Annotated in this window: 27 protein-coding genes; 18 read left to right on the top strand and 9 right to left on the bottom strand. The window is 63.2% G+C overall.

From position 1 onward, the window contains the following. Window positions 1-397 precede the first annotated feature (397 nt). Genes V1278_RS33990 through V1278_RS33965 form a run of 6 tightly spaced genes read left to right on the top strand, consistent with a single transcriptional unit; the run spans window position 398 to window position 5,198 of the window. A complete protein-coding gene (locus tag V1278_RS33990) occupies window positions 398-577 on the top strand; it encodes a hypothetical protein (RefSeq protein ID WP_249734433.1) in 180 nt (59 codons plus the stop codon). A 2-nt stretch (window positions 578-579) separates the two neighbouring features. Next, complete coding sequence (locus V1278_RS33985; RefSeq protein ID WP_028350500.1) at window positions 580-1,335, top strand: metal ABC transporter ATP-binding protein; 756 nt, start codon at window positions 580-582, stop codon at window positions 1,333-1,335. After that, entirely contained in the window at window positions 1,335-2,204 is an 870-nt protein-coding gene (locus V1278_RS33980; RefSeq protein WP_334369154.1) for a metal ABC transporter permease, read from the top strand. Before V1278_RS33985 ends, V1278_RS33980 begins: the two co-directional genes overlap by 1 nt. A gap of 2 nt (window positions 2,205-2,206) precedes the next feature. After that, a complete protein-coding gene (locus V1278_RS33975) occupies window positions 2,207-3,076 on the top strand; it encodes a metal ABC transporter substrate-binding protein (protein WP_334366601.1) in 870 nt (289 codons plus the stop codon). A gap of 54 nt (window positions 3,077-3,130) precedes the next feature. Further along, complete coding sequence (locus tag V1278_RS33970) at window positions 3,131-4,183, top strand: CobW family GTP-binding protein (protein ID WP_334366602.1); 1,053 nt, start codon at window positions 3,131-3,133, stop codon at window positions 4,181-4,183. Between the two features lie 10 nt (window positions 4,184-4,193). Continuing rightward, window positions 4,194-5,198 carry a WD40 repeat domain-containing protein gene (locus tag V1278_RS33965; RefSeq protein ID WP_334383720.1) on the top strand — a complete coding sequence of 335 codons (1,005 nt, stop codon included), beginning with the start codon at window positions 4,194-4,196 and terminating at the stop codon, window positions 5,196-5,198. Between the two features lie 285 nt (window positions 5,199-5,483). Here V1278_RS33965 and V1278_RS33960 read toward each other — a convergent pair whose 3' ends face one another. Then, a complete protein-coding gene (locus V1278_RS33960) occupies window positions 5,484-6,374 on the bottom strand; it encodes an SDR family NAD(P)-dependent oxidoreductase (protein WP_334383719.1) in 891 nt (296 codons plus the stop codon). Between the two features lie 315 nt (window positions 6,375-6,689). On the opposite strand from V1278_RS33960, the gene V1278_RS33955 reads away from it, so the two are divergent. The 7 genes from V1278_RS33955 to V1278_RS33925 all read left to right on the top strand — a co-directional run bounded on the left by V1278_RS33955 (window position 6,690) and on the right by V1278_RS33925 (window position 12,848). Next, window positions 6,690-7,001 (top strand): hypothetical protein, encoded by a 312-nt coding sequence (locus tag V1278_RS33955; protein WP_334366605.1) that lies wholly within the window; start codon window positions 6,690-6,692, stop codon window positions 6,999-7,001. Between the two features lie 231 nt (window positions 7,002-7,232). Further along, window positions 7,233-8,174 carry a dioxygenase family protein gene (locus V1278_RS33950; RefSeq protein WP_334383718.1) on the top strand — a complete coding sequence of 314 codons (942 nt, stop codon included), beginning with the start codon at window positions 7,233-7,235 and terminating at the stop codon, window positions 8,172-8,174. 91 nt (window positions 8,175-8,265) lie between these two features. Continuing rightward, entirely contained in the window at window positions 8,266-9,510 is a 1,245-nt protein-coding gene (locus tag V1278_RS33945; RefSeq protein ID WP_334383717.1) for an amino acid ABC transporter substrate-binding protein, read from the top strand. A 51-nt stretch (window positions 9,511-9,561) separates the two neighbouring features. Further along, window positions 9,562-10,428: a branched-chain amino acid ABC transporter permease gene (locus V1278_RS33940; protein WP_334369155.1), complete on the top strand. Its 867-nt coding sequence runs from the start codon at window positions 9,562-9,564 to the stop codon at window positions 10,426-10,428. Next, window positions 10,425-11,390: a branched-chain amino acid ABC transporter permease gene (locus V1278_RS33935; protein ID WP_334383716.1), complete on the top strand. Its 966-nt coding sequence runs from the start codon at window positions 10,425-10,427 to the stop codon at window positions 11,388-11,390. Before V1278_RS33940 ends, V1278_RS33935 begins: the two co-directional genes overlap by 4 nt. Next, window positions 11,387-12,121: an ABC transporter ATP-binding protein gene (locus V1278_RS33930; protein WP_334383715.1), complete on the top strand. Its 735-nt coding sequence runs from the start codon at window positions 11,387-11,389 to the stop codon at window positions 12,119-12,121. The genes V1278_RS33935 and V1278_RS33930 overlap by 4 nt, the downstream gene beginning before the upstream one ends. Beyond that, the gene (locus V1278_RS33925; RefSeq protein ID WP_247510408.1) at window positions 12,111-12,848 is read left to right on the top strand and encodes an ABC transporter ATP-binding protein; all 738 of its coding nucleotides are present in this window, start codon (window positions 12,111-12,113) and stop codon (window positions 12,846-12,848) included. The genes V1278_RS33930 and V1278_RS33925 overlap by 11 nt, the downstream gene beginning before the upstream one ends. A gap of 24 nt (window positions 12,849-12,872) precedes the next feature. Here the strand turns inward: V1278_RS33925 and V1278_RS33920 are convergent, their stop codons facing one another. The 7 genes from V1278_RS33920 to V1278_RS33890 all read right to left on the bottom strand — a co-directional run bounded on the left by V1278_RS33920 (window position 12,873) and on the right by V1278_RS33890 (window position 18,227). Continuing rightward, complete coding sequence (locus V1278_RS33920; protein ID WP_334366611.1) at window positions 12,873-13,100, bottom strand: hypothetical protein; 228 nt, start codon at window positions 13,098-13,100, stop codon at window positions 12,873-12,875. 214 nt (window positions 13,101-13,314) lie between these two features. Then, entirely contained in the window at window positions 13,315-14,745 is a 1,431-nt protein-coding gene (locus V1278_RS33915) for a homospermidine synthase (protein WP_334366612.1), read from the bottom strand. A 41-nt stretch (window positions 14,746-14,786) separates the two neighbouring features. After that, a complete protein-coding gene (locus V1278_RS33910; protein WP_334366613.1) occupies window positions 14,787-15,176 on the bottom strand; it encodes a RidA family protein in 390 nt (129 codons plus the stop codon). Between the two features lie 97 nt (window positions 15,177-15,273). Continuing rightward, window positions 15,274-15,435: a hypothetical protein gene (locus tag V1278_RS33905; protein ID WP_334366614.1), complete on the bottom strand. Its 162-nt coding sequence runs from the start codon at window positions 15,433-15,435 to the stop codon at window positions 15,274-15,276. Between the two features lie 5 nt (window positions 15,436-15,440). Continuing rightward, window positions 15,441-16,046 (bottom strand): GNAT family N-acetyltransferase, encoded by a 606-nt coding sequence (locus V1278_RS33900; protein WP_334383714.1) that lies wholly within the window; start codon window positions 16,044-16,046, stop codon window positions 15,441-15,443. A gap of 122 nt (window positions 16,047-16,168) precedes the next feature. Continuing rightward, window positions 16,169-17,311: a type III PLP-dependent enzyme gene (locus V1278_RS33895; protein ID WP_334366616.1), complete on the bottom strand. Its 1,143-nt coding sequence runs from the start codon at window positions 17,309-17,311 to the stop codon at window positions 16,169-16,171. Window positions 17,312-17,966: 655 nt separating this feature from the next. Continuing rightward, complete coding sequence (locus tag V1278_RS33890) at window positions 17,967-18,227, bottom strand: hypothetical protein (protein WP_334366617.1); 261 nt, start codon at window positions 18,225-18,227, stop codon at window positions 17,967-17,969. Window positions 18,228-18,415: 188 nt separating this feature from the next. On the opposite strand from V1278_RS33890, the gene V1278_RS33885 reads away from it, so the two are divergent. The 4 genes from V1278_RS33885 to V1278_RS33870 all read left to right on the top strand — a co-directional run bounded on the left by V1278_RS33885 (window position 18,416) and on the right by V1278_RS33870 (window position 23,184). Continuing rightward, a complete protein-coding gene (locus V1278_RS33885) occupies window positions 18,416-20,506 on the top strand; it encodes a M3 family metallopeptidase (protein WP_334383713.1) in 2,091 nt (696 codons plus the stop codon). 153 nt (window positions 20,507-20,659) lie between these two features. Then, window positions 20,660-21,286, top strand: a complete 627-nt coding sequence (locus tag V1278_RS33880) for a DUF1007 family protein (protein ID WP_334384315.1) — start codon at window positions 20,660-20,662, stop codon at window positions 21,284-21,286. Continuing rightward, on the top strand, window positions 21,283-22,353 hold the full coding sequence (locus V1278_RS33875) for a nickel/cobalt transporter (protein ID WP_334383712.1): 1,071 nt from the start codon (window positions 21,283-21,285) through the stop codon (window positions 22,351-22,353). The genes V1278_RS33880 and V1278_RS33875 overlap by 4 nt, the downstream gene beginning before the upstream one ends. Before the next feature lie 396 nt (window positions 22,354-22,749). After that, window positions 22,750-23,184: an acyl-CoA thioesterase gene (locus V1278_RS33870; protein WP_334366620.1), complete on the top strand. Its 435-nt coding sequence runs from the start codon at window positions 22,750-22,752 to the stop codon at window positions 23,182-23,184. A 215-nt stretch (window positions 23,185-23,399) separates the two neighbouring features. Here the strand turns inward: V1278_RS33870 and V1278_RS33865 are convergent, their stop codons facing one another. After that, window positions 23,400-23,798, bottom strand: a complete 399-nt coding sequence (locus V1278_RS33865; RefSeq protein WP_334366621.1) for an MAPEG family protein — start codon at window positions 23,796-23,798, stop codon at window positions 23,400-23,402. Window positions 23,799-23,899: 101 nt separating this feature from the next. Here V1278_RS33865 and hemH point away from each other — a divergent pair, with 101 nt between their 5' ends. Then, a complete protein-coding gene (gene hemH / locus V1278_RS33860; RefSeq protein WP_334366622.1) occupies window positions 23,900-24,934 on the top strand; it encodes a ferrochelatase in 1,035 nt (344 codons plus the stop codon). The last annotated feature ends 73 nt before the right edge of the window (window positions 24,935-25,007 follow it).

Raw genomic sequence — 25,007 nt, 5'->3', positions numbered from 1 at the left:
GATATGGCGCTGGAGGCAACAGACGGCAGCACGCTCGTTGCCTATCGTCTCACGATCCAGCCTTCCACTCGAAGCTTGAGGGCTTAGCGGGACCGCCTGCCTTGCTCTGAAATTCAGACGGTCCCTGCCGGCCACATTAATCGTCCTGCCCCATAGGCAGCGGCCATAGCCAGCCAACGAAACACAAGCAAACCTATTTGAAAGCCTTATGACAGGGGTCGCCTCGGTTGGCGGCCTCTTTGCGGGTCCGCTCGATTGCTGGGCGCGCCCGCCAATCAGGCCGCAGCGTAATGGATGCCCGCTTTCGCGGGGCATGACAGACGGTAGCCTTTGAGAATACCGATCTACGGCCACGCCCCTCGTGGACTCCCGTAATGTTATATTATAACGTCGATCCATGCCTCATTCCCACGACCACGCGCATCACGCCCACGCCCACAGCCACGGCCCGGCGACGCCGCATCCGGCGCAGGCCGCGCCCTGGTCGATCCTGCGGATGACTGTGTCAGCCCGCCTTGCCGCAGCGCTCGCCGTCAGCGTCGCTCTGTGGGCCGTTGTCCTGGTGGCGATGAGGTGAGCATGACCGCGCAGATAAAATTTCGAAACGTCACGCTCGGCTACGACCGGCATCCGGCGGTGCATCACCTCAACGGCGAGGTCGCGCCGGGCGCGCTGATGGCGGTGATCGGGCCGAACGGCGCCGGCAAGTCGACGCTGTTCCGGGGAGTGGCCGGCATCCTCAAGCCGCTGTCCGGCGCGATTGGTCTCGGCGGTCTCGATAGCAGGGACATCGCCTATCTGCCGCAGAGCGTCGACATCGACCGCAGCTTTCCGATCTCGGTGTTTGATTTCGTCGGCAGCGGGCTGTGGCGTTCGACGGGTCCGTTCGGCGGCATCGGCAAGGCCGCGCGCGAGAAGATCCTGGCGGCGCTCGCCGCGGTCGGGCTCAACGGTTTCGAGAACCGCGCGATCGGCACGCTGTCCGGCGGGCAGATGCAGCGCATGCTGTTTGCGCGGGTGCTGCTGCAGGATTCGCGCCTCATCGTTTTGGATGAGCCGTTCAACGCCATCGATGCAAAAACCTCGGCGGACCTGATCGCGCTGGTCCGGCGCTGGCATGGCGAGGGGCGCACCGTGCTGGCGGCGCTGCACGATCTGGAGATGGTGCGAAGCCACTTCCCCGAAACCCTGCTGCTGGCGCGCGGGCCGGTTGCGTGGGGGCCGACCGCCGAAGTGCTGACACCGGAAAACCTGCTCGTGGCGATGAAGATGTGCGAAGCCTTCGACGACAGCGCCGCCGCTTGCGCCGCCGATATGCCATCACGGGCGGCCTGATGCTGTACGACGCGCTGTTCGCGCCCTTCATCGAATTCGAGTTCATGCGCCGCGCGCTCGCCGCCGTGATCGCGCTTGCGCTCGGCGCCGCGCCGATCGGCGTGTTCCTAATGCTGCGGCGGATGAGCCTGGTCGGTGACGCCATGGCGCATGCGATCCTGCCGGGCGCTGCGATCGGTTTCCTGGTCTCGGGGTTGAATCTGTTCGCGATGACGACGGGCGGATTGATCGCGGGCTTTACGGTCGCGCTGCTCGCCGGCCTCGTCGCGCGCAACACCGAGTTGAAGGAAGACGCTTCGCTCGCGACCTTCTATCTGGTGTCGCTGGCGCTCGGCGTTACCATCGTCTCCATCAAGGGCACCAATATCGACTTGCTACACGTGCTGTTCGGCAACATCCTCGCGATGGACGACCAGACGCTGCTGGTGATCGCCTTCAACGCCACGATTACACTCTTGGTGATGGCGGTAATCTACCGTCCCCTCGTGATCGAATGCGTCGATCCGGTGTTCCTGCGCACCGTCTCTCGCGCCGGCGCGCCCGCGCATCTGGCGTTCCTGGCGCTGGTCGTCATCAACCTGGTCAACGGCTTTCATGCGCTCGGCACCTTGCTCGGCGTCGGCCTGATGATCCTGCCCGCCGGCATCGCCCGGTTCTGGTCGCGGGACATCACCGGCATGATCTGCATCGCGGTGGCGAGCGCGATTGTCTCGGGCTATGCCGGACTGGTGCTGTCGTTTCAGACCAAAATTCCCTCAGGCCCCGCGGTCATCCTGATCGCGGCGGTGCTGTATATCGCATCGCTGTTGTTCGGCCCTGTCAGCGGTCTGGTCCGGCAGATGTTTCCCGGCCGTCATCTCGAGGCGTAGTCATGATCCGGTACTGGCTTATCGCTCTCGCCATGCTCGCGGTCGCAGGCCCGGCCCGCGCCGAGGATCGCCTCAACGTCGTTGCAAGCTTCTCAATCATCGGCGATTTCGTTCGCCAGGTCGGCGGCGATCGCGTCGAGGTCACGACGCTGGTCGGGCCCGACGGCGATGCGCATGTTTATGTGCCGGCGCCCTCGGACGCCAAACGGGTTGCGGGTGCAAAGCTTGTGTTCGTCAATGGTCTTGGGTTCGAGGGCTGGTTGTCGCGGCTCGTCAAATCCGCCGGCGGAAAGGCGACTATCGTAACCACGACTACCGGCATTACGCCGCTCAAGCTCGGCTCGGTAGCTGATCCTCATGCCTGGCAATCGGTCGCCAACGCCAAGATCTACGTGGCCAATATCCGCGACGCGCTGGTGGCCGCCGATTCCGCCAGTGCCGAAACCTTCAAGTCCAACGCCGGCGCCTATCTGGCGCAACTCGACGCATTGGACCGCGAGGTGCGCGAGGCAGTCGCCAAAATTTCGGAAGGCCGTCGCAAGGTGATATCGACCCACGGCGCGTTCGGTTATTTCGCCGCCGCCTATGGCATCGAATTCATTGCGCCGGTCGGCGTATCGACCGAATCCGAGGCGAGCGCCCGCGATGTCGCAAAGATCATCACCCAGATCAGGGCGGCCAAAATACCGGCAGTTTTTCTCGAAAATATCTCCGATCCCCGCCTGATGAGCCGGATATCGGTCGAGACCGGCGCCAGGGTCGGCGGAACGCTCTATTCCGACAGCTTGACCGGCGAAAAGGGCGATTCTCCCACTTACATTGCGATGGTCAGGCACAATATAAAGGCCCTGACCAGCGCGCTGAGCCCATAGGGCAGGGGCCTCCCTGCTGCCGGTGCGCAAAACCATTTCCGCTCCGGAGCCATTATGTCTGAACTTTCGTCCCAAAAAATTCCAGTGACCGTGCTGACGGGCTATCTCGGCGCCGGCAAGACCACGCTGCTCAACCGCATCCTGTCGGAAAACCACGGCAAGAAATACGCCGTCATTGTCAACGAATTCGGCGAGATCGGCATCGACAACGACCTCATCATCGGCGCCGATGAGGAAGTGTTCGAGATGAACAATGGCTGCATCTGCTGCACCGTGCGCGGCGACCTCGTGCGCATCATGGACGGCCTGATGAAGCGCAAGGGCAAGTTCGACGCCATCATCGTCGAGACCACGGGGCTGGCCGATCCGGCGCCGGTGGCGCAGACCTTCTTCGTCGACGAAGACGTGCAGAAGAACGCGCGGCTCGACGCAGTCGTCACCGTGGCGGACGCCAAATGGCTGAGCGATCGTCTCAAGGACGCGCCGGAAGCCAAGAACCAGATCGCGTTTGCCGACGTCATCGTGCTGAACAAGACCGACCTCGTCTCCAAGCCGGAATTGGCCGAAGTCGAGGCCCGAATTCGCGGCATCAATCCATATGCAAAGCTGCACCGCGCCGAGCGCTGCAAGGTCGCGCTATCCGACGTGCTGGAACGCGGCGCGTTCGATCTCGATCGCATTCTGGAGATCGAGCCGGAATTCCTCGACGCCGGAGACGATCATCACCATCACGATCATGATCACCATCATGACCATCATCACAACGATCACAGCCACAGCCATGGCGGATTGAAGCACTACCACGACGAGGACATGCAATCGCTGTCGCTGCGGTCGGACAAGCCGCTCGACCCGACCAAGTTCATGCCGTGGCTGCAAACCCTCGTCGCCACCGAGGGCCAGAAGATCCTGCGCTCGAAGGGCGTCCTCTCCTTCACCGACGACGACGACCGTTATGTGTTCCAGGGTGTGCACATGATGCTGGAAGGCGATCATCAGCGGAAGTGGAAGGAAGGCGAGCCGCGCGAAAGCCGCGTCGTCTTCATCGGCCGCGAATTGCCGGAAAAGACAATCCGCGAAGGTTTCGAAAGCTGCATTGCTGCGTGAGACGGAAATCATGTCTTCCGAACAGCTCACCATTGCATCCCTGACCGACCGCGTGAAATCCGTTGCGGTTGGTGCACCCGTCTCCGCCGTGCATTTCCTCGGCGAGCGCGCTGCCTTCGTGTGCGCCGAGGAAAAAGTCGCAATCGCCGATGCCACCGGCGAAATCTCCCATGTGGTCGTGCACAGCGGCGCCATCCTCTGCACAGCGTCCGATGGCAAGCGCGTCGTCACCGGTGGCGACGACGGCAGGCTCGTTGCATTGAATGCAAAGGGTGAGACGTCGGTGCTTGCGACCGACGCCAAACGGCGCTGGATCGACAATGTCGCGCTGCATCCCGATGGCGCATTTGCCTGGTCGGCTGGCAAGACGGCGTTCGTCCGCGGCGGCAAGGGCGAGGAGAAGACTTTTGATGCGCCGTCGACCGTCGGCGGCCTCGCCTTCGCGCCAAAAGGCCTGCGCGTGGCGGTCGCCCATTACAACGGCGTGACGCTGTGGTTTCCCAACATGGCGGCGAAGCCGGAATTTTTGGAATGGGCCGGCTCGCATCTCGCCGTCACCTTCAGCCCCGACAACAAATTCCTGGTCACCGCGATGCACGAGCCGGCGCTGCATGGCTGGCGGCTTGCCGATAACAGGCACATGCGGATGAGCGGCTATCCCGGCCGCGTCCGCTCGATGTCGTGGAGCGCGGGCGGCAAGGGGCTCGCCACGTCGGGTGCGGACAGCGTGATCATCTGGCCGTTCGCCAGCAAGGATGGTCCGATGGGCAAGGAGCCTGCGATGCTGGCGCCGCTGCAGGCGCGCGTTTCCATGGTGGCCTGTCATCCGAAGCAGGACATCATGGCCGCAGGCTATAGTGACGGCACCGTGCTGATCGTGCGGCTCGAGGATGGCGCGGAAATTCTGGTGCGCCGCAACGGCAGCGAGCCGGTCTCGGCGCTGGCCTGGAACGCGAAGGGCACGTTGCTGGCCTTCGGCACCGAGGACGGCGACGCCGGGATGCTGGAATTCTAGAAAACGACCGCCCTGACACTGGTCTGTGCCCGTTGCGTCACTCGTGACCACCAAACCCGCCTTCAACCACGGCGGCCGAGACTTAACAGGCGTACCCGATCAGCAATACGTACTTCGCGACTACCAGGTTTTCGGCGGTTATTCGTCCTATCCCCTCGCCCGAGCCGAGTTGCATGAGCGGCTGACCCGACGACATTGGTGAGTAGGAGAGTCGCGAGCACTCGTCGTTTGCCGCTGTAACCACCAATTGACGTCTCATCGTTTCGCCGTTGCAGGTGTCTGTGTCTACGCACCACCAGGCTCGAACGGGCCTGGTTCGGAGTAGCCCTCGATCGATTCGACCTTTGCGTAGTTCTCGGCGATGCTCTCGGGTGTCAGATGTGGATCGTAGAAGCCAGGTCCCATGACGATAGCGATACGTTGGATTGCTCGGGCTCCTACGTTGTAGATCCTGTTCGTCTCCGAACAACTATCGCTTGCCAGCCAAACGATCGCTGGCGCAACAGCCTCAACCGGCATGGCGGCTCTTCCATCTGCTTCAGCCAAGCGGGATCCAGCGGCGGGGTGCATCCTCGTGTACGCGACTGGCGAAATGGTGTTCACGAGAATCCCATGCTCAGCACCTTCAATTGCAAGAATGCGCATCAATCCGACTACTGCGCACTTGGCCGCCGCATAGGTGGCTTGGCCACGTAGTCCGAACAGGCCGCTGACTGAGGTAGTGAGGATGATCTTCCCATAGCGTTGTGCGGCCATATAGGGCCAGGCAGCCTTCACCGTGTTAACCGGCCCGCCGATGTGCACGCGCCAATAGCGATCGAAATCGTCAAGGGTAGCGTCCGTGAATAGCTGGCTTCCGCAGATACCAGCGTTGTTCACGAGAAGGTCTATTCTCCCGAAATGCTCGATGGTCATCGCGATCAGGTCACTACCACCTTCAGGGGTGGAAACATCGCTGTCATTCGCGATTGCCTCACCTCCACGTGACCGAATGAGGTCGGCCACCTGTTCCGCTATCGTGGAGTCCTTCCCGAACCCCAATACGTCGGTCCCTAGGTCGTTTACCATGACCCGGGCACCGCGTTCGGCGAGAAGTTCGACGTGTGCCCGCCCCAGCCCGCGGCCTGCCCCAGTCACAACCGCGACCTTCCCTTCTAACGAAATTCGTTCAGTCATTTCGCTATCCTCTTCCGACAAGATTGCGGGGCGACATATCGGGATTTCGTCGTGTGTTTTGTTTTTCTTGGGGCTCCGCGGCGCCGCCAGTAGTGGCCCAGAGCCTTTTGCGTGGCTCTGGCGAAGAAATGGGGCGGCAACTCAATCGGAAACACGGCTTAAGATGTGTATCTTCCGAATTCTAGGCGTCCCGGGCCAGTTACCATACAGGTTCCCCGCGGAACTATGGGCCTTGCCGGCCGTTGAGCCCACGAACCATTTTGTGGGTCGAACGATATGCCTGCCGATGCCCGTCAACGCAAATATCGAAGGGAAATGCTGGGCGCGTCCACGCTGATCGCGGTCGGGCTAATCATTTCGGCCCTGTCGCTGAGCGAGATCGTGGCGCGCGATTCCCAGCACGTCGCGCAGGCGACGCCGCCAACGCAATCGACGCCAGACGCAGAAACCAAACCGCCCGCGCCGCCTGCGCCGTCCGAACCGGGCACGACCGGGCAAAGGCCATCAGACGTTCCGCCGCAGCCTGCCCGTCCAGACCCGGATGCGCAGAAATCGGGCGCTCAGCCCGCGCTGCCGCCGGCGCCGGCGGAGAAGACCGCGCCGCCGATCCGCGAAAAGGAAAAATGATCCCACTGCCGTTGCGCCGATTGTGCAATCGCAAAATCGTGGGCTGAGGCCCTGCCGCGCTCGTTTGATGCGCGAGTGTGTGGGCCATGTAACCTATTCGCCCGTATCAATTCGTAGGAGAGGGCGCAGGCCTCGCCTTCGAACGCCTTGTGTTGATCCCCAACAAGCGGTTAGGCTTGCTGCAAAACAGCCGGCAGGTCGAATAACGGCCGGCAGCTCAGGGAGTGACGCATGCGTGAGTTAACGCCGGAGACGATCACGGACGCCGTGCTCGACCAGATGGCGACGACGCCAGACCCTCGCCTGAAGGAGATCATGGCGTCGGCGGTAAAACATCTCCATGCCTTCGCCCGCGAGGTCAACCTGACGCCGGCGGAATGGATCAAGGGCATCGAATTCATGACTGCCGCCGGCAAGATGTGTTCGCCGGAACGGCAGGAATTCATCCTGCTATCCGACACGCTCGGCCTCTCGGCGCTCGTCAACGGACTGCACGACGCAACCGCGCTTGAGGAAGCCACCCACACCAGTCTGCTCGGCCCGTTCTACCGCGAGGCCACGCCGACGCTTGCAGCCGGCAGTTCGATCGCCAAGAACCCGAAGCCCGGCAGCGAGTGCGTGTTGTATGGCCGCGTCACCGATGCCGCGGGCAAACCGGTCGCGGGCGCCACCGTCTCGATCTGGCAGACCGGCGCCGACGGCCTCTATGACATCCAGGCCAGCGCGACCTCGGTCGATTACCGCGGTGTGTTCGCTACCGATGCCGATGGCCTCTATGTGCTGCGCACCGTGAAACCGCTCGGCTATTCGATCCCGATGGATGGCCCGGTCGGCGCGATGGTGAAGGCGCAGGCGCGGCATGGCATGCGGCCGGCGCATATTCACTTCCTGGTCGGCGCAGCCGGCTATCGCGAACTGGTCACGGCGCTCTATCTGCGTGACGATCCCCATCTGGCCGATGATGTCGTGTTCGGCTCGTCGGGCGATCTTGCCGTCGACGTGGTAGCCAACGATCCGGACTGCCCGATCAAGGGCATGCCGAGCATCCGCTTCGACATGCGGTTGTCGCGCGAAAGCGCCGCCGACAAGACCAGCGGGCGCGTCGGCGCCGATCCGTCGGCGATCATGAAACAAGCCAAAAGCGAACCGGCCTCGGCGGGTGCCGGCGGCTAGCCCGAGACTGACGCGATCCACTCCACCGCAGCCGGGCGAAGATCCGGCGGACGCAGAAATACAACGACATAAACGACACAAGGGGGAATCGATGAAACGCAGAACATTCCTGGGCGGCGCAATGGCCGTCGCGGTGGTAGGGCACGGGTCGAGCGCTCTTGCCCAGCAGCCGCCGATCAAGATCGGCATGTCGATGCCGCAGACCGGCGGCCTCGCCGGCGGCGGCAAGGCGTCGTTGCTCGGCATCGAGATCTGGCGCGACGACGTCAATGCCAAGGGTGGACTGCTCGGCCGCAAGGTCGAACTGGTCGTCTATGACGACAAGTCGAGCGCATCGGAGACGCCCGCGATCTACGCCAAGCTGGTCGATGTTGATAAGGTCGACCTGCTGTTCGCGCCCTATGCAACGGTACCGACCGCGCCGATCATGCCGTTCGTCAAGCAGCGCGGCCTCTTGCTGATGGGGAATTTCTCGTTCCAGGTGAACAGCAAGGTCGGCCACGACATGTGGTTCAACAATGCACCCTGGGGGCCGGCCGATAGCTGGGCGGCTTCGTTCCTCGACCTGGCGCAAAAGGCCGGCGGCAAGAACATGGCGCTGTTAACGGCGGATCAGGAATTCGCGCAAAACCTCGCGCTCACGGCGCGGGACGTCGCCAAGAAGCGCAATATCCCGATCGTTTTCGACCAGGTCTACCCGCCGAACACGGTTGAATTTTCGTCCATCATTCGCGCGTTGAAGGCGGCCAAGCCCGACATCGTCTATGTCGCGTCCTATCCGCCGGATTCGGCCGGCATCCTGCGTGCCGTGAACGAGATCGGGATCGGCGACAGCGTCAAGATTTTCGGCGGCGGCATGGTCGGTCTGCAATTTGCCGCTGTGATGTCGAATCTCGGCTCGCTGCTCAACGGCGTCGTGAACTACAATACCTGGCTGCCGGAAAAGAGCATGTATTTCGACGGCACCAAGGAGTTTTTCGACAAGTACACCAAGCGCGCCGTCGAGGCCAAGGTCGATCCACTCGGCTACTATCTGGCGCCGTTCGGCTATGCGATGGGCCAGATGATCGAGGCGGCGGTCGGCGCGACCAAGTCGCTCGACCAGAAGGGCATCGCGAAATACCTGCGCGACAACGAGCACAAGACCATCGTCGGGTCGATCGCGTTTTCGGCCGATGGCGAGCGCAAGGAAACAGCGACCCTGCAGGCCCAGTTCCGCGGTGTGAAGGACAAGGATATCGAACAGTTCCGCTCCTCCGGCAAGCAGGTGATTCTATTCCCTGACAAATTGAAAACCGGAGAGCTCATCACTCCCTTCGAGGCTGCCCGAAACTAGGCCTCGTGGCTTTTCCGGCTCAGGGCCAAGGGGGGACTTGAATTGTTTTCGATGGACCTGCTGCTTGGGGCAGTCGTGCTTGGCGTGCTGCTCGGCTGTTTCTATGCAGCCGTCAGCGTCGGCTTGTCCGTCTCGTTCGGCTTGCTCGACGTTCCCCATGTTGCGCATCCGGCGTTCCTGGTGCTGGCGTCCTATGGCGTATTCCAGCTCAACGAGAGCTATGACATCGACCCGTTGCTGGCGGGCCTCGCCATCACGCCACTGTTCTTCGTGTTCGGCCTGCTGGCCTACCGCGTCTATTACGAAACCTTCGAGCGGCGCGGCAGTGATGCCGCCGTCCGCGGCATCGCCTTCTTCTTCGGCATCGCCTTCATCATCGAGGTGCTGATCATCCTGCAATTCGGCGTCGACCAGCGCTCGGTTTCCGCGACCTATATCGGCAAGTCGTGGCGGCTCGGCGAGTTTCGGATACCGATCCGGCAACTGGTGGCTTTCGCGGTGGCGCTTGCGCTGACGGTGCTGCTTGCCGTGTATCTGTCGAAAACCTTCATGGGCCGCGCGATCCGCGCGGTCGCGCAGGACGAGGAGGCGCTGCGGCTGATGGGCGCCAATCCGGTCCGCATCAAGCAATTTGCCTTCGGCATCGCCACTGCCGTGCTCGGCATCGCCGGCGCGCTCCTGATCATCGTGGCGCCGGTCGAGCCGACGCTCGATCGCGCCTATATCGGGCGGACCTTCTGCGTCGTCGTCATGGCCGGGCTCGGCAGCATCAGCGGCACGCTGATCGCCGCCATCATCCTCGGCGTCGCCGAATCCATCGTGCTGACGTTGTTCGGGGCTTCCTGGGCGCCGGCGATCTCGTTCGCAATGCTGCTCGGCGTGCTCGCCGTCCGGCCGCAAGGTCTGCTCGGCCGATGAACAAGCGCAACCACAGCATTGCATTTTGGGCCGCCGTCGCCGTCTTCCTGGTCGCCGTGTTGTCGATGACGCAGATCGTCCGCAACGAATATCCGTTTTTTGCCGGCTACGTCATCCTGCAGTTCATCGCGCTTGCGGTTGCCTGGAGCATCCTCGGCGGCTACGCCGGTTACGTCAATTTCGGCACCAACGCCTTTTTCGGCGTCGGCGTCTATACGGCGGTAGCGCTGTTCAAGGCGACGGGCGCGCCGCTCGTGGTGCAGATCGCAGCCGCCGCCGTCGTCGGCATGACGCTCGGCTTTGGCGTTGGCCTCCTCACTTTGCGGATGCGCGGCATCTTCTTCTCGATCGCGACGATTGCGCTGGCGATCATCATCGAGACCTTTGTGATGAACTGGCGGTTCGTCGGCGGCGCGGCCGGCATCCAGATCCAGCGGCCGCCGGTGATGGCGCCGTTCGACAGCTATGTGAAGATGCTGTTTTTCGTGCAGGCCGTCCTGGCCGTCATCGCCATTGCGATCGCGCGCTACGTCCAGACTTCCCGGATCGGCCGCGGCCTGCAGGCGCTCAGGGACGACGAGCTCGCCGCCGAATGCACGGGCGTGCCGACCCTGAAGCTGAAACTGATCGCCTGCATGATCTCGGGCGCGCTGATCTCCGCGGCCGGGGCGCCCGCTGCCATGTACCTGCAATATGCCGATCCGTCCTCGGCGTTCAACCTGAGCTACTCGGTGTCGGCGTTGGCGATGGCGCTGATCGGCGGCACCGCGCACTGGATCGGCCCGGTGTTAGGGGCCATCCTGCTCGGCTCGACGCAACAGCTCCTCGCCGTGACCATCTCCTCGGAGGTCAACGTGCTGGTGCTCGGCATCATGCTGGTGCTGTTCGTGGTCGGCGCGCCGAAGGGCATCATTGGGCTATTGCGGCCGCGCTACCGTCTGCGCGCGGGGGGCAAGCAATGAATACGGCAGCCGGCGACGCACCCCTGCTGCAGGTGGGGACTCTGACAAGGACCTTCGGCGGTTTCACCGCGCTCGACAATATCAGCGTTGATATCCGAAAGGGCGAACGGTTCGGCCTGATCGGCCCGAACGGCTCGGGCAAGACCACGCTGATCAACTGCATCTCCGGCGCGTTGAAGCCGCAGGTCGGCAGCGTGGTGTTCTGCGGCGAGGACATCACGCAATTGCCGCCGCACTTGCGCGCGCGCCGTGGCATCGCCCGCAGCTTCCAGATTCCGCGGCCGTTCAGGAGCATGACGGTGCTGGAAAACCTCATGGTCGGGCTCGACTTCGCCGCCGCCGGTTCAGCCGCGGCGGAGGAAGAAATCGCGATGTCGATCCTGACGCGGATGGGGCTCGCCTCGAAAGCCGGCGCGGCGAGCGCTACGCTGAGCCAGGTGGAGCTGCGCAAGATGGAGCTCGCGCGCGCGATGGCGGTTCGTCCGAAGCTTTTGATTTCGGACGAAGCGATGGCCGGGCTGTCGTCTTCCGAGGTCGACGAGGTGCTCGACCTCCTGATCAGCCTTGGCGAGGAAGACATCACCATCATCATGATCGAGCACATCATGCAGGCGGTGATGCGCTTTTCGGAGCGGGTGATGTGTCTCGACGCCGGAAAAATCATCGCGCTCGGCTCGCCTGGCGAGGTGATGGCCAACAAGCGGGTGCAGGAGGCCTATCTTGGCACTTAGCCTTGCTATCGAAGGCCTCGATGCCGGCTACGGGGCCGTCAAGGCGCTGCGCGGCGTCACGCTGCATGTCGAGGCCGGCGAGACCGTGGCCTTGCTCGGCACCAATGGCAACGGCAAGAGCACGCTGATGAAGTGCGTCATGGGCCTGGTGCGTCCGGATAGCGGCCGGCTTGCGCTGTCGATCGACGGCGTGGCGCATGACCTCACGAAGCTCTCGCCCGAGGCGATCGTCGATCTCGGCGTGGCGCTGGTGCCGGAGGGGCGGCGGCTGTTTCCCAAGCTGACGGTGACGGAAAACCTGATGCTCGGCGCGTTCAGGAGAATGGCCCGCAGCGCCATCCAGCAGAATCTCGCGCTCGTCTTCGACACCTTTCCGGTGCTGAAGGAGCGGCGCAGCCAGCTCGCCGGCACCATGTCCGGCGGACAGCAGCAGATGCTGGCGATTGCGCGCGCGCTGATGTCGTCGCCGCGGCTGCTCTTGATCGACGAGCCGTCGGTCGGGCTGTCGCCGTTACTCGTGTCGCAGACCATTGCCAAGATCGGCGAGCTCAAGCAGCGCGTCGGTCTGACGGTGCTGATGGCGGAGCAGAATTTCAACCAGGCGATCCGGATCGCCGACCGCGGCTACATCATCGTTCACGGCGAGATCGCGGTGGCTGCGCAGTCGGTCGATGAATTGAAGGCCAACGATATCGTCAAGCGGCTCTATCTCGGCGGCGTCGCGTAACGGAGATCCGCCGCAGGGGTGCGACTATTGTGCGCCCCTGAGCGTGCAGGCGGTCGAGCAGGTCGTCACCACGCCGCGCTCGCAGGCGATGCACACCGCGACGCACTGCTTCTTGTCCTTGGGATTGTACTGGCTGAAAAGCTTGCGGGCGCAATTGTCGATCGAGCCCGTGACGTCAGCATTGCTGCCGCTCTCGGGCGTGCACGACGCCAGTGCCGCCGCCGACAGCACGATGGCAATGATGCTGCGCATGTTGCTCGCTCCATCGACGGAGCCGCCGCTCAAAAGCTTGGCGACGGCCCAAGGGCCCTCGCAGAAATTCACCCTTCAGGATGGCGCGATTGGATTAATCGACTGTTTACACGGCGCCGGGTTCCCGTGCGTAGTTCTACGCCGGTCGAGGGCCATGGAAGATCAATGTGCGCTGCAGCGGGAGCTGCAGCGCCTGTGTTGCTGTGTTGCGGTGTTACCGCACCAGCACGTTCCTGAACTGCCAGGGATCCGACGTGTCGATATCCTCCGGGAACAGGCCGGGCCGGTCCGACAGCGGCGTCCAGTCGGTGTAGAACCCTTTCACCGGGCCGAGATACGGCATCTGAATTTCGAGGCAGCGGCGGAAATCCATTTCGTCGGCCTCAACGATCCCAGCGGTGGGATTCTCCAGCGCCCATACCATGCCGGCGAGCACGGCGGACGACACCTGCATGCCGGTCGCGTTCTGGTAAGGCGCGACGAGGCGGGTCTCCTCGATCGAGAGTTGCGAGCCGTACCAATAGGCGTTCTTGCCGTGGCCGTAGAGCAGTACGCCGAGCTCGTCGATGCCGTCGACGACCTCGTGCTCGTCCAGAATGTGCCAGCTCGGCTGCATCTTGCCGGTCGCGCCGAAAATCTCGTGCAGCGACAGCACGGCGTCGTTGGCTGGGTGGTAGGCGTAGTGGCAGGTCGGGCGATAGATCACCTCGTTGCCATCTCGTAGCGTGAAATAGTCCGCAATCGAGATCGACTCGTTGTGGGTGACGAGGAAGCCGTATTGCGGCCCCGGCGTCGGGCACCATGAACGCACGCGGGTGTTGGCGCCCGGCTGCAGCAGATAGATCGCCGCACCGCAGCCTTCGGTGTGCTGGCGGCCGTTATCCGGCATCCATTTCTCATGGGTGCCCCAGCCGAGCTCGGCCGGCTGCATGCCCTCGGACACGAACCCTTCCACCGACCAGGTGTTGACGAACACATTCATCGGCTTCGGATTCCTGGAGCGCTGGGTGTCGCGCTCGGCGATGTGGATGCCTTTGACGCCGAGCTTCTGCGCGAGCTGACCCCAACCCTCGCGGCTCTTCGGCTCGTTGAAGGGCGTGTTGGTGTCGCGGGCGATGTCGAGCAGCGCCTGCTTGACGAACCAGGATACCATGCCGGGATTGGCACCGCAGGTGGAGACGGCGGTCGTGCCGCCCGGACTCTTGTGCTTTGCGGCGAGCAAGGTCTCGCGCAGGGCGTAGTTGGAGCGCTTTTCGGGACCGATGTTCTTGTCGAAATAGAAACCCGCCCAGGGCTCCACCACGGTATCGATGTAGAGCGCGCCGATCTCCCGGCACATCGTCATGATGTCGACCGAGGAGGTGTCGACGGAGAGGTTGACGCAGAAGCCCTGGCCGCCGCCTTCGGTAAGCAGCGGGATCAGGAATTCGCGATAATTGTCGCGGGTCACGGCTTGCTTGATGAAGCGCACGCCGTGTTTCTTGGCGAGCTCGCCATCCTCATGCGGATCGATGATGACGAAGCGCGACTTGTCATAGTCGAAATGGCGCTCGATCAAGGGCAGCGTGCCCTTGCCGATCGAACCGAAGCCGATCATCACGATGGGGCCAGTGACTTTCGCGTGAATTTTTGCGAGGGCGTTCATCAGTTGGTCTCCGGAAACAGAAATTCGTGGGAATGGAGGGATCAGGCGGTGCGGCGTTTCGCGGTCACTTCGATCTCGATCTTCATCTCGGGCTTGTAGAGCCCCGCGACGACGAGGAGCGTTGTGGCCGGGCGGATCTCGCTAAAAACTTCGCCGCAGACCGCAAAGAAGGCGTCCGCATCGGCGAGGTCGGTGATGTAGTAGGTGGCGCGGACGATGTCGGCCATCGCGAAGCCGCCTTCCTTGAGCGCCGCCTCGATGTTCCTAAAGCAGTTGCGCGCCTGGCTTGTGACATCGGCGGGAATGACCATGGTCCTGTAGTCGTAGCCGGTGGTGCCGGCGACGAAGGCGAAATCGCCGTCGATGACGGCGCGGCTGTAGCCGGCGGTCTTCTCGAACGGCGAGCCGGTGGAAATCAGGCGGCGGGGCATGGGAACCTCGGTCTTGGGAACGATCCTGGGAATGGTCCGGCGGCGGGATGGGCGCGGTTTAAGGGCTTTTCCCCGGCGTGCGCAACCCCTGGCGATGTCACCGTGAATGCCAGGTGAAGTCGGAGGCCGGCGGCGCGCCGGCGCTCCAGCGACGCACGAGAATGTCCCTGACGATCATGACCGAGATGATGACCAGGAGGACCGTCGTGACAACGCTGCGCCAGCGCGGGCGCACGGCGGCGGGAGGGCACTCCGACATCGCTTTCAGGCCACGCGCGGCAGGAGCAAGGTCTTCGCCTTCCTGGTCCGCACTGCCTTTGTTTTCGGCGAGCGTGCACCGGTCGGAACGATCATCCCCGAGGCGCCATCGAGCGCGCCTTCGCAAAACTCCAGGCCGAGCAGCCGGTCGCGCTCGAAAGCGCCCGGCAGCGACAGCTCGCCGGTCTTCGCGGCCCAGAAGCCGAAGCGGGAGTAGTACGGCGCATCGCCCAGCAGGACTACCGCGCGATGGCCACGCGCCTTCGCCGCCGCGAGCGCGTGGTCCATCAGCGCAGCCCCGACCCCGAGCTGGCGGGAGGAAGCCTCCACCGCCAGCGGGCCGAGCATGAGCGCCGGGATGCCCCCGGCGCTGACGTGCCACAACCGCAACGTACCGACCAGCCGGCCCCTGCTCACAGTCGAAAGGCTAAGGCCTTCGGCGGGCGCGCGTCCGTCGCGCAGGCGCTGGCAGGCGCGCATATGGCGGTTGTCGCCAAAGCAGGCATCCAGCAGCGCCTCGCGCGCGGCGACGTCCGAGGCCCGCTCGCTGCGGATCGCAAACGGAGCGGCATCGGGGATGAGGGCAACGGTGGTCTTCCGCAAAGCAGTCATGGCACGTCAGTCCCCGCTCGCAACGGCAAACTTGCCGCGCAAAGCGTTGTCAAAAATTCGCAAATGACGGGGAGGGAGCCGGCGCACCGGCTCCCGCTATTCGAGCCTCAAAAAGAGGCAGCTCAGATGTGGTAGGTCCTGAGCGGCGGGATGCCGTTGAACGCCACCGACGAGTAGGTCGACGTGTAGGCCCCGGTGCCTTCGATCAACAGCTTGTCGCCGATCTCGAGCGTCACCGGAAGCGGGTACGGCATCTTCTCGTACAGCACGTCGGCGCTATCGCAGGTGGGACCTGCGAGCACGCACGGCGTCATCTCCGCACCGTCATGCGGCGTGCGGATGGCGTAGCGGATCGACTCGTCCATCGTCTCGGCGAGACCGCCGAACTTGCCGATGTCGAGATACACCCAGCGCACCTCGTCCTCGTCGCTCTTCCTGGAGATCAGGACGACTTCGGTCTCGATGATGCCGGCGTTGCCGACCATGCCGCGGCCCGGCTCGATGATGGTCTCCGGGATCTGGTTGCCGAAGTGCTTGCGCAGCGCACGGAAGATCGACCGGCCGTACTGCACGACCGGAGGAACGTCCTTGAGGTACTTGGTCGGGAAGCCGCCGCCCATGTTGACCATGGACAGGTTGATCCCTCGCTCCGCGCAGTCCCGAAACACCGTCGAGGCCATTGCCAGCGCGCGGTCCCACGCCTTCACCTTGCGCTGCTGCGAGCCGACATGAAACGAGATGCCGACCGGCTCCAGCCCCAGACGCTTGGCGAGGTCGAGCACCTCGACCGCCATCTCCGGGTCGCAGCCGAACTTCCGCGACAGCGGCCATTCGGCGCCGGCGCAGTCATAAAGGATGCGGCAGAACACCTTTGCGCCGGGAGCGGCACGCGCGATCTTCTCGACTTCGGCGGCGCAGTCGACTGCGAACAGGCGAATGCCGAGCGCGAAGGCGCGCGCGATGTCGCGCTCCTTCTTGATCGTGTTGCCAAAGGAGATACGGTCCGGCGTCGCACCGGCAGCCATCGCCATTTCGATTTCGGCAACGGTTGCGGTGTCGAAGCAGGAGCCCATGGAGGCGAGCAGCGACAGCACTTCGGGCGCAGGATTGGCCTTCACCGCGTAGAACACGCGGCTGTCGGGCAGCGCCTTGGCGAAGGTCTGGTAGTTGTCGCGCACGACTTCGAGGTCGACGACGAGGCACGGCTCGGTGTCCTGGCCCTCGCTGCGGCGGTTACGCAGGAATTCCTGAATACGTTCGGTCATAGCACCCCTCCAAACGGCCCAGCGACGGGTCCCGTTCAAATTTGATCTCGGACGTGAGTGCTTTGGCGTTGTCGCACGATGGAGACGCGACGAAGCCTCGAACTCAAGAACCGAATTGTGCTGCCGTGGATTGGTTGGGAATCTTCCCGCCCGCTCACCTGGCAATGAAGGACAAGCCTTTTCAGTAGCCCGCGCCGGCGGTGGAATGCCGGTAGAGACCAAAAAAGCCCGATCCGTCGTTGCTTTAAGTCGCGTCCCCCGTTGAGAGCGGGGTGCGCCGGTTCGCCTCCGGCTGCCAGTCACGGTTGCAAAGGATGGAGAGACCTTCAACGGCATCTCTTGAGAGAGATGCTGGCCGCTTCGAAAAACGACCCTCGGTTCTTCATCCCTTGGCGGCTGTCCGGCCTCTTGTCCGGATACCTACCGACTGACACACGACCACAGGCACGTGCGAAATTGGGCAAGGCTGGAAATAAGTCTTTTGAATCGGCTTCGCAAGAATTTTTTTAGGCTGGGGACAAATTTCCCCGACGTGTGCTTACGAAAGCGTTCGCAGCGCGCACGGCTCACGACAAACATGAATGGAAGTTAAGATTTTCTCAGGCAGGCGATGAATGCTTCAGCGCCTGTGCCGCAGCGCTTTCTTGAACGCGCGTCAGGCGCGCTTGGAGAACGGCTCGATGCGCTGCGCGCCGCGGATGAACGCCACCATGACCAGCACGCCGATGCCGAACAGCACCGCCTGGAGAATGTGCGCGCTGGTGTCGTTGAGATCGAACAGGATCGCGAGCGCCCAGCCGCCGGCAAACGCCGCGCCGAACACTTCCGCGCCGATCAGGATCGCAGCCGAAATGACGGTGATGACGCTCGGCCAGACGATCCGGCGGGAGGATGTGGAGGCGGGCTGTGGGCTCATGAAAAAGGTCCTGTTCAAGGGGCGCAATCTCTCCGAAAAGGCCCCATCTATCAAGCGCAAAAGGCCCAAAAATGCCGCATCGCGTGCTATAGATTGCCGCATCTTCTGGAGCGGTTTTCGAGCGAAATCGGTACCGGTTTCAGCTCGAGAAAACGAGCCACGAAAACGAGGCAAAAACGGGAATTGTGATGTCAGAAACCCTGCAGACGGCGGCCCCTTCGGAAGCTGGCGAAAACCCGCTGCTCCGGCCGTGGCAGACGCCATTCGAGACACCGCCCTTCAGCGAGATCCAGCCGGAACACTTCCTGCCCGCCTTCGAGCAGGCCTTTGCCGATCACGCCGCCGAGATCGCGGCGATCACCCATGATCCCTCGGTGCCGGACTTCGCCAACACCATCACGGCGCTGGAGCGCTCGGGCAAGCTGCTCGCGAAGGTCTCTGCCGTGTTCTACGACCTGGTCTCGGCGCACTCCAATCCGGCGATCCTGGAGATCGACAAGGAAGTCTCCTTGCGGATGGCGCGGCACTGGAACCCGATCATGATGAACGCGGTGCTGTTCGGCCGCATTGCGCTGCTGCACGAGAACCGCGCCACGCTCGGCCTGACCGGCGAACAGATGCGGCTCCTGGAGCGCACCTACACCAACTTCCACCGCGCCGGCGCCGGCCTCGACGAGGTCGCCAAGAAGCGCCGGGCCGAGATCAACGAGCGGCTGGCCCAGCTCGGCACCTCGTTCAGCCACCATCTGCTCGGCGACGAGCAGGACTGGTTCATGGAGCTCGGCGAGGACGATCGTGACGGCCTTCCCGAGGCCTTCGTCACCGCGGCCAAGGCCGCCGCTGAAGAGCGCGGCATGGCGGGCAAGGCGATTGTGACGCTGTCACGCTCTTCGGTCGAGCCGTTCCTGAAGAGCTCCTCCCGCCGCGACCTGCGCGAGAAGGTCTTCAAGGCCTTCACCGCGCGCGGCGACAATGGCAACGCCAACGACAACAACGCCACCATCGTCGAGATCCTCGCGCTCCGCGAGGAGGCCGCCAAGATCATGGGCTTTCCGACCTACGCCGCCTACCGGCTGGAGGATTCCATGGCCAAGACGCCGGAGGCGGTGCGCAGCCTCCTGGAGCGGGTCTGGAAGCCCGCCCGGGCCCAGGCGCTCGCCGACCGCGACGCGCTGCAGGCGCTGATCGCGGAGGAGGGCGGCAACTTCGCGCTGGCGCCGTGGGATTGGCGCTACTACGCCGAAAAGCTGCGGCAGCGGCGGGCCGATTTCGACGACGCGGCGATAAAGCCCTATCTGGTGCTCGACCACATGATCGAGGCCGCCTTCGACTGCGCCACCCGCCTGTTCGGGATCACCTTCTCCGAGCGCAAGGACATTCCGGTCTGGCATCCGGATGTCCGAGTCTGGGAGGTCAAGGACGCCGCCGGCAAGCACAAGGCGCTGTTCTATGGCGATTATTTCGCCAGACCCTCAAAGCGCTCCGGCGCCTGGATGACCTCGCTGCGGGACCAGCAGAAGCTCGACGTCGATATCGCCCCGCTGATCATCAATGTCTGCAATTTCGCCAAGGGCGCGGACGGCCAGCCGTCGCTGCTGTCGCCCGACGATGCGCGCACCCTGTTCCACGAGTTCGGCCACGGCCTGCACGGCATGCTGTCCAACGTCACTTATCCCTCGCTGTCGGGGACATCCGTGTTCACCGATTTCGTCGAGCTGCCCTCGCAGCTCTACGAGCATTGGCAGGAGCAGCCGCAGGTGCTGCGGCAGTTCGCCAAGCACTACCAAACCGGCGAGCCGCTGCCGGACGACCTGCTGCAGCGCTTCCTCGCCGCGCGAAAATTCAACCAGGGCTTTGCCACCGTGGAGTTCGTCTCCTCGGCGCTGGTCGATCTCGAATTCCACACCCAGCCGGCCGCTGCCAGCCGCGACGTGGCGGCGTTCGAAAAGGCGGAGCTGGAGAAGATCGGCATGCCCGCCGAAATCGCGCTGCGCCACCGGCCGACCCAATTCGGCCACATCTTCTCCGGCGATCATTACGCATCGGGCTATTACAGCTACATGTGGTCGGAAGTGATGGACGCCGACGCCTTCGGCGCGTTCGAGGAGGCCGGCGACATCTTCGATCCCGCGGTGGCAAAACGCCTGCACGATGACATCTATTCGTCGGGCGGCTCGCGCGACCCCGAGGACGCCTATGTCGCCTTCCGCGGCCGCGAGCCGGAGGCCGACGCGCTGTTGCGCCGTCGCGGCCTGCTCGAAGCAACGCCGGCGGCCTGATCAGCCGGCGCCGCTTCCACGAGTCGTCCCTGCGAACGCAGGGACCTATAACCTCTGATGTTCGTTGTGAAGGAATAGCCTTTGCCACATTGCCAAAATGAGACGACACGGCGTATCGGTCCCCGCCTTCGGAGGGATGACGTGTTACGTAGAATGTTCGGTTTGTTAGGCTTGATCGTCGCGTTGTCGCTCGGCTCTGCCGCGGCCGAGGCCCATCCCCATGTCTGGATCACCGCCAGGAGCGAGGTGGTCTACGCGCCCAACGGCGCGATGACGGGCGTGCGTCACGCCTGGACGTTCGATGACATGTTCTCGACCTATGCGCTGCAGGGTGTCGCGACCAAGACCAAGGGCGTCTACACCCGCGAGGAACTGGCGCCGCTGGCACAAACCAATGTCGAGTCGCTGAAGGACTTCGCCTATTTCACCTTCGCCAAAGCCGACGGCAAGAAGGCGAAGTTCGAGGAGCCGGTCGACTATTATCTCGAATACAAGGACAGCGCGCTGACGCTGCATTTCGTGCTGCCGCTGAAGGCGCCGGCGAGCTCGAAGCAGTTGGCGCTGGAAGTGTTCGACCCCTCCTACTTCATCGACTTCAAGTTCGACGACAAGGACCCGATCAAGCTGATCGGTGCGCCCGCCGCCTGCCAGATGCAGTTCCAGCGGCCGAACGACGAGACCGCCAACACCCAGCGCCTGAACGAGCAGAATTTCTTGAACGGCGACAATTCCAATTATGGCGCGATGTTCGCCAACAAGGTCACGGTGAACTGCCCATGAGGCGGATGCTCCCCACGAGCCTCGCGCGAGGTATCGCAATGACGGCCGCGGCGATCGCGGCCGTTGTGATTTTCGATGCTGCCTTGCATGCGCTGATGGCGCAGAATCCGTTCGGCGGTCCACGTCCCGCGGCCGAGCCGCAGGTCGGCGGCGTGATCGGATGGATTTTGGCCAAGCAATCCGAGTTCTACCGCGAAATGTCCGCCACCATCCGCGCGGCGAAATCGGACGGCAGCGCGGTCTGGACGCTGCTTGGAATCTCCTTTGCTTACGGCATTTTTCATGCCGCCGGCCCCGGCCACGGCAAGGCGGTGATCTCGTCCTATCTTGTCGCCAATGAGGAAACCGCGCGGCGCGGCATCGTGCTGTCGTTCGCCTCGGCGTTGTTGCAGGCGTTAGTGGCAGTCGCGATCGTGGCCGTCTTCGCCTGGCTGCTCTCTTCCACGGCCAAGACGATGTGCTCTGCGGAGAAGGCGATCGAGATCGTCAGCTACGCGCTGATCGCCGCGTTAGGCGCCCGGCTGGTCTGGACCAAGGGCGGCGGCTTTATGCGCGCGCTGCAGGCGAAGCCGGAGCTGGCGATGGCATCGGCCACGGCTCATCGTCACGATCATGACCACGCCCATCACCATCACCATGATCACGGCGATCATCACGGCCATGCCCATGTTCATGACGAGCATTGCGGCCATTCGCACGGGCCGACACCGGACCAACTCGCCGGTCCCGGCGGCTGGCGGCGCGGCTTGGGAACGATCTTTGCGGTAGGCATGCGGCCGTGCTCGGGTGCCATCCTGGTGCTGGTATTCTCGCTGGCGCAGGGCCTGTTCCTGGCCGGCATCGCCGCGACCTTCGTGATGGGCCTCGGGACTGCGATCACGGTCGCCACCATCGCCGTGATCGCCGTATCGGCGAAGGGTCTGGCAAAGCGGCTGAGCGCCGGGCGCGAGGGCGGCGGCGCACTGGTCATGCGCGGCATCGAATTCGGCGCCGCCGGCCTGGTGCTCTTGTTCGGCTTGGGCCTGTTGTTCGGCTATCTCGCCGCCGAACGCGCGACGTGTTTGTGATCCACGCTACGAACTGTCGTCCTTGCCTCCGTGCGCAATCGCGCACTCGGCGCATGGACCCATACCGCGTGATCTATCGAGGAAGCGCGGTGGCAGACACCTTATCACACAACAAAAGCCGGTGGTTATGGGGCCCCTGCTTTCGCAGGGGCGACAAGTTGAGAGGTTCTCGCCTCTATCCCGTCGTCCCTGCGAACGCGGGGACCCATAACCACAGGATCAAGTTGGTGGATGAAAGCCGTCGAACAGGATTTCTTAAAACTTGCGGCACGGCGTATGGACCACAATCTACCGCGTTAGATTCCGCAACTCTATTTCGGTAACGCAAGTTGCCGGCTTTATGAAATTGGTTCGCTGCGCTATTCAAGCGCCCGAACACGCAAAGCCGGGAACCCCATGTCACGCGAGCAATTCTGGTTCTTCCACCCGTTCCGGGTGCGCTACTCCGAGATCGACGGCCAGGGCGTCGTCTTCAACGCGCATTACCTGACCTATTTCGACACCACCATCACCGAATATTTTCGCGCGCTCGGCTATGACCAATATGCCGACGCCAAGAAATCCGGCGTCGATTTCCACGTCGTCAAATCCGTCATCGAATACAAGGCGCCGGTCCGGTTCGACTGGGAGCTCGACGTCGGCGCGCGGGTGGCGCGGATCGGCAATTCGAGCCTCACCTTCGAACTCGCGATCTTCCTGAAAGGTGCCGGTGATGCGCTCGTGACCGGCGAGAGCGTCTGGGTCAACACCGATCAGAAGACGCATCGCCCGGTCCCGATATCAAAGGAGATTCGGGATTTGATCGCGACGCGGGAGCGGCATCTGGGCTGAGCCAAGTCGTCCTCGACATCGTAGGGTGGGCAAAGGCGCGATAGCGCCGTGCCCACCATCTATCGGCGATCACTCTTCTCTGATGCCCCTGCGAACGCAGGGACCCATACGCCGCGGCGGATGTTGTCTTGCGGGGATGGTCGACGACTTTCCCGCAACGATCAGCAGCGGTGGTTATGGGTCCCTGCGTTCGCAGGGACGACGGGACGCCAACCTCATACCGGCAAATACTCCTTGATCGCCGGCAGAAAGAAGATCGCGATATTGATCGCGAAGCCGATGCTCCAGAGGATCGAGCGCAGCGTTGGGCGGTTGCCGAGATAGGTGAAGACATAGGCGATCCGCACGATCACGAACAGAATCGCGAGTTCGTCGATCAGGCGCTGCGGCCCGAGCCGAAATTCCGCCAGCAGCACGGCGACTGCGAAGAACGGAAACGCCTCGATGCCGTTTTGATGCGCGCCAAGTGCACGGGCGCGGATCGGGTCCTGGTAGAAGGCGGGATCGCGCGGCTTGGCATTGTCGAAACGGCCGTAGGCGGCCCATTTGACCGATGCGATCGTCAGCAGATACAGCAGCACCGTTCCGAAAACGCACCATTCGGCGATCGTCATGGTTCCTCCCCGCGCACGCGCGCCCCGCGGCCATTTGGCAAGCGTAGCGAACCGGCGGTTATCTTGACAAGGATAGTGCAACGCGCGAAGCCATCGAAATCATGACCGCGGTCGTCCCCCTTGGCAATGCAACGGCACCGGCAGCCCTAGAGCAACGCATCGGCGTGCTGCTGGTCAATCTCGGCACGCCTGATACCGCCGATGCCCAGGGGGTGCGGGTCTATCTGAAGGAATTCCTCTCCGACCCCCGCGTGATCGAGGATCAGGGCCTCGTCTGGAAAGCGATCCTCAACGGCATCATTCTGCGGGTGCGTCCGGCCAGAAAGGCGCGCGACTACCAGAAGATCTGGAACGCCGAGAGAGGCGAATCCCCGCTCAAGACCATCACCCGGTCGCAGGCCGAAAAGCTCGCGGCGGCGATCGCCGATCGCGAGCACGTCGTGGTCGATTGGGCGATGCGCTATGGCAATCCATCGATCCGCTCGCGGATCGATGCCCTGGCTGCGCAAGGCTGCGATCGCCTGCTGGTGGTGCCGCTCTATCCGCAATATTCTGCGGCGACCTCGGCGACGGTCTGCGACGAGGTGTTTCGCGCGCTCGCCGACATGCGCGCGCAGCCGACGCTGCGGGTGAGCCCGCCTTATTACGACAATCCCGAGTACATCGAAGCGCTCGCCGTCTCGATGTCAGAACATCTGGCGGCCCTGCCGTTCCAGCCCGAACTTATCGTGGCGTCGTTTCACGGTATGCCGCAGAAATATGTCGACAAGGGCGATCCTTACTACACGCAGTGCGTCGCAACGACGGAAAGCTTGCGCAAGCGGTTGGGCCTTGATGCCGCCAAGCTGATCCTGACATTTCAATCGCGCTTCGGCAGCGACGAGTGGCTGCAGCCCTACACCGACAAGACCATCGAAAAATTGGCGAAAGATGGCGTGAAACGCATTGTGGTGGTGACGCCCGGCTTCTCCGCCGATTGCCTGGAGACGCTGGAGGAGATCGCGCAGGAAAACGCCGAGATCTTCAGGCACAACGGCGGCGAGCAGTTTTCCGCAATTCCCTGTCTGAACGACAGCGAGCCCGGCATGGACGTCATCCGCCAACTCGTTTTGCGCGAGCTTCAAGGCTGGATTTAACCACATCAACAACCACTCGCCGTTCGGAGCCCAAGAACATCTGGTGGCCCGCAAACTATTCCCTAGCTATATA

The sequence above is a fragment of the Bradyrhizobium sp. AZCC 1577 genome (assembly GCF_036924575.1).
Taxonomy (GTDB): domain Bacteria; phylum Pseudomonadota; class Alphaproteobacteria; order Rhizobiales; family Xanthobacteraceae; genus Bradyrhizobium.
The sequence above is the reverse complement of the archived record's forward strand: the minus strand, read 5'-3'. Positions and strand labels throughout refer to the sequence as shown.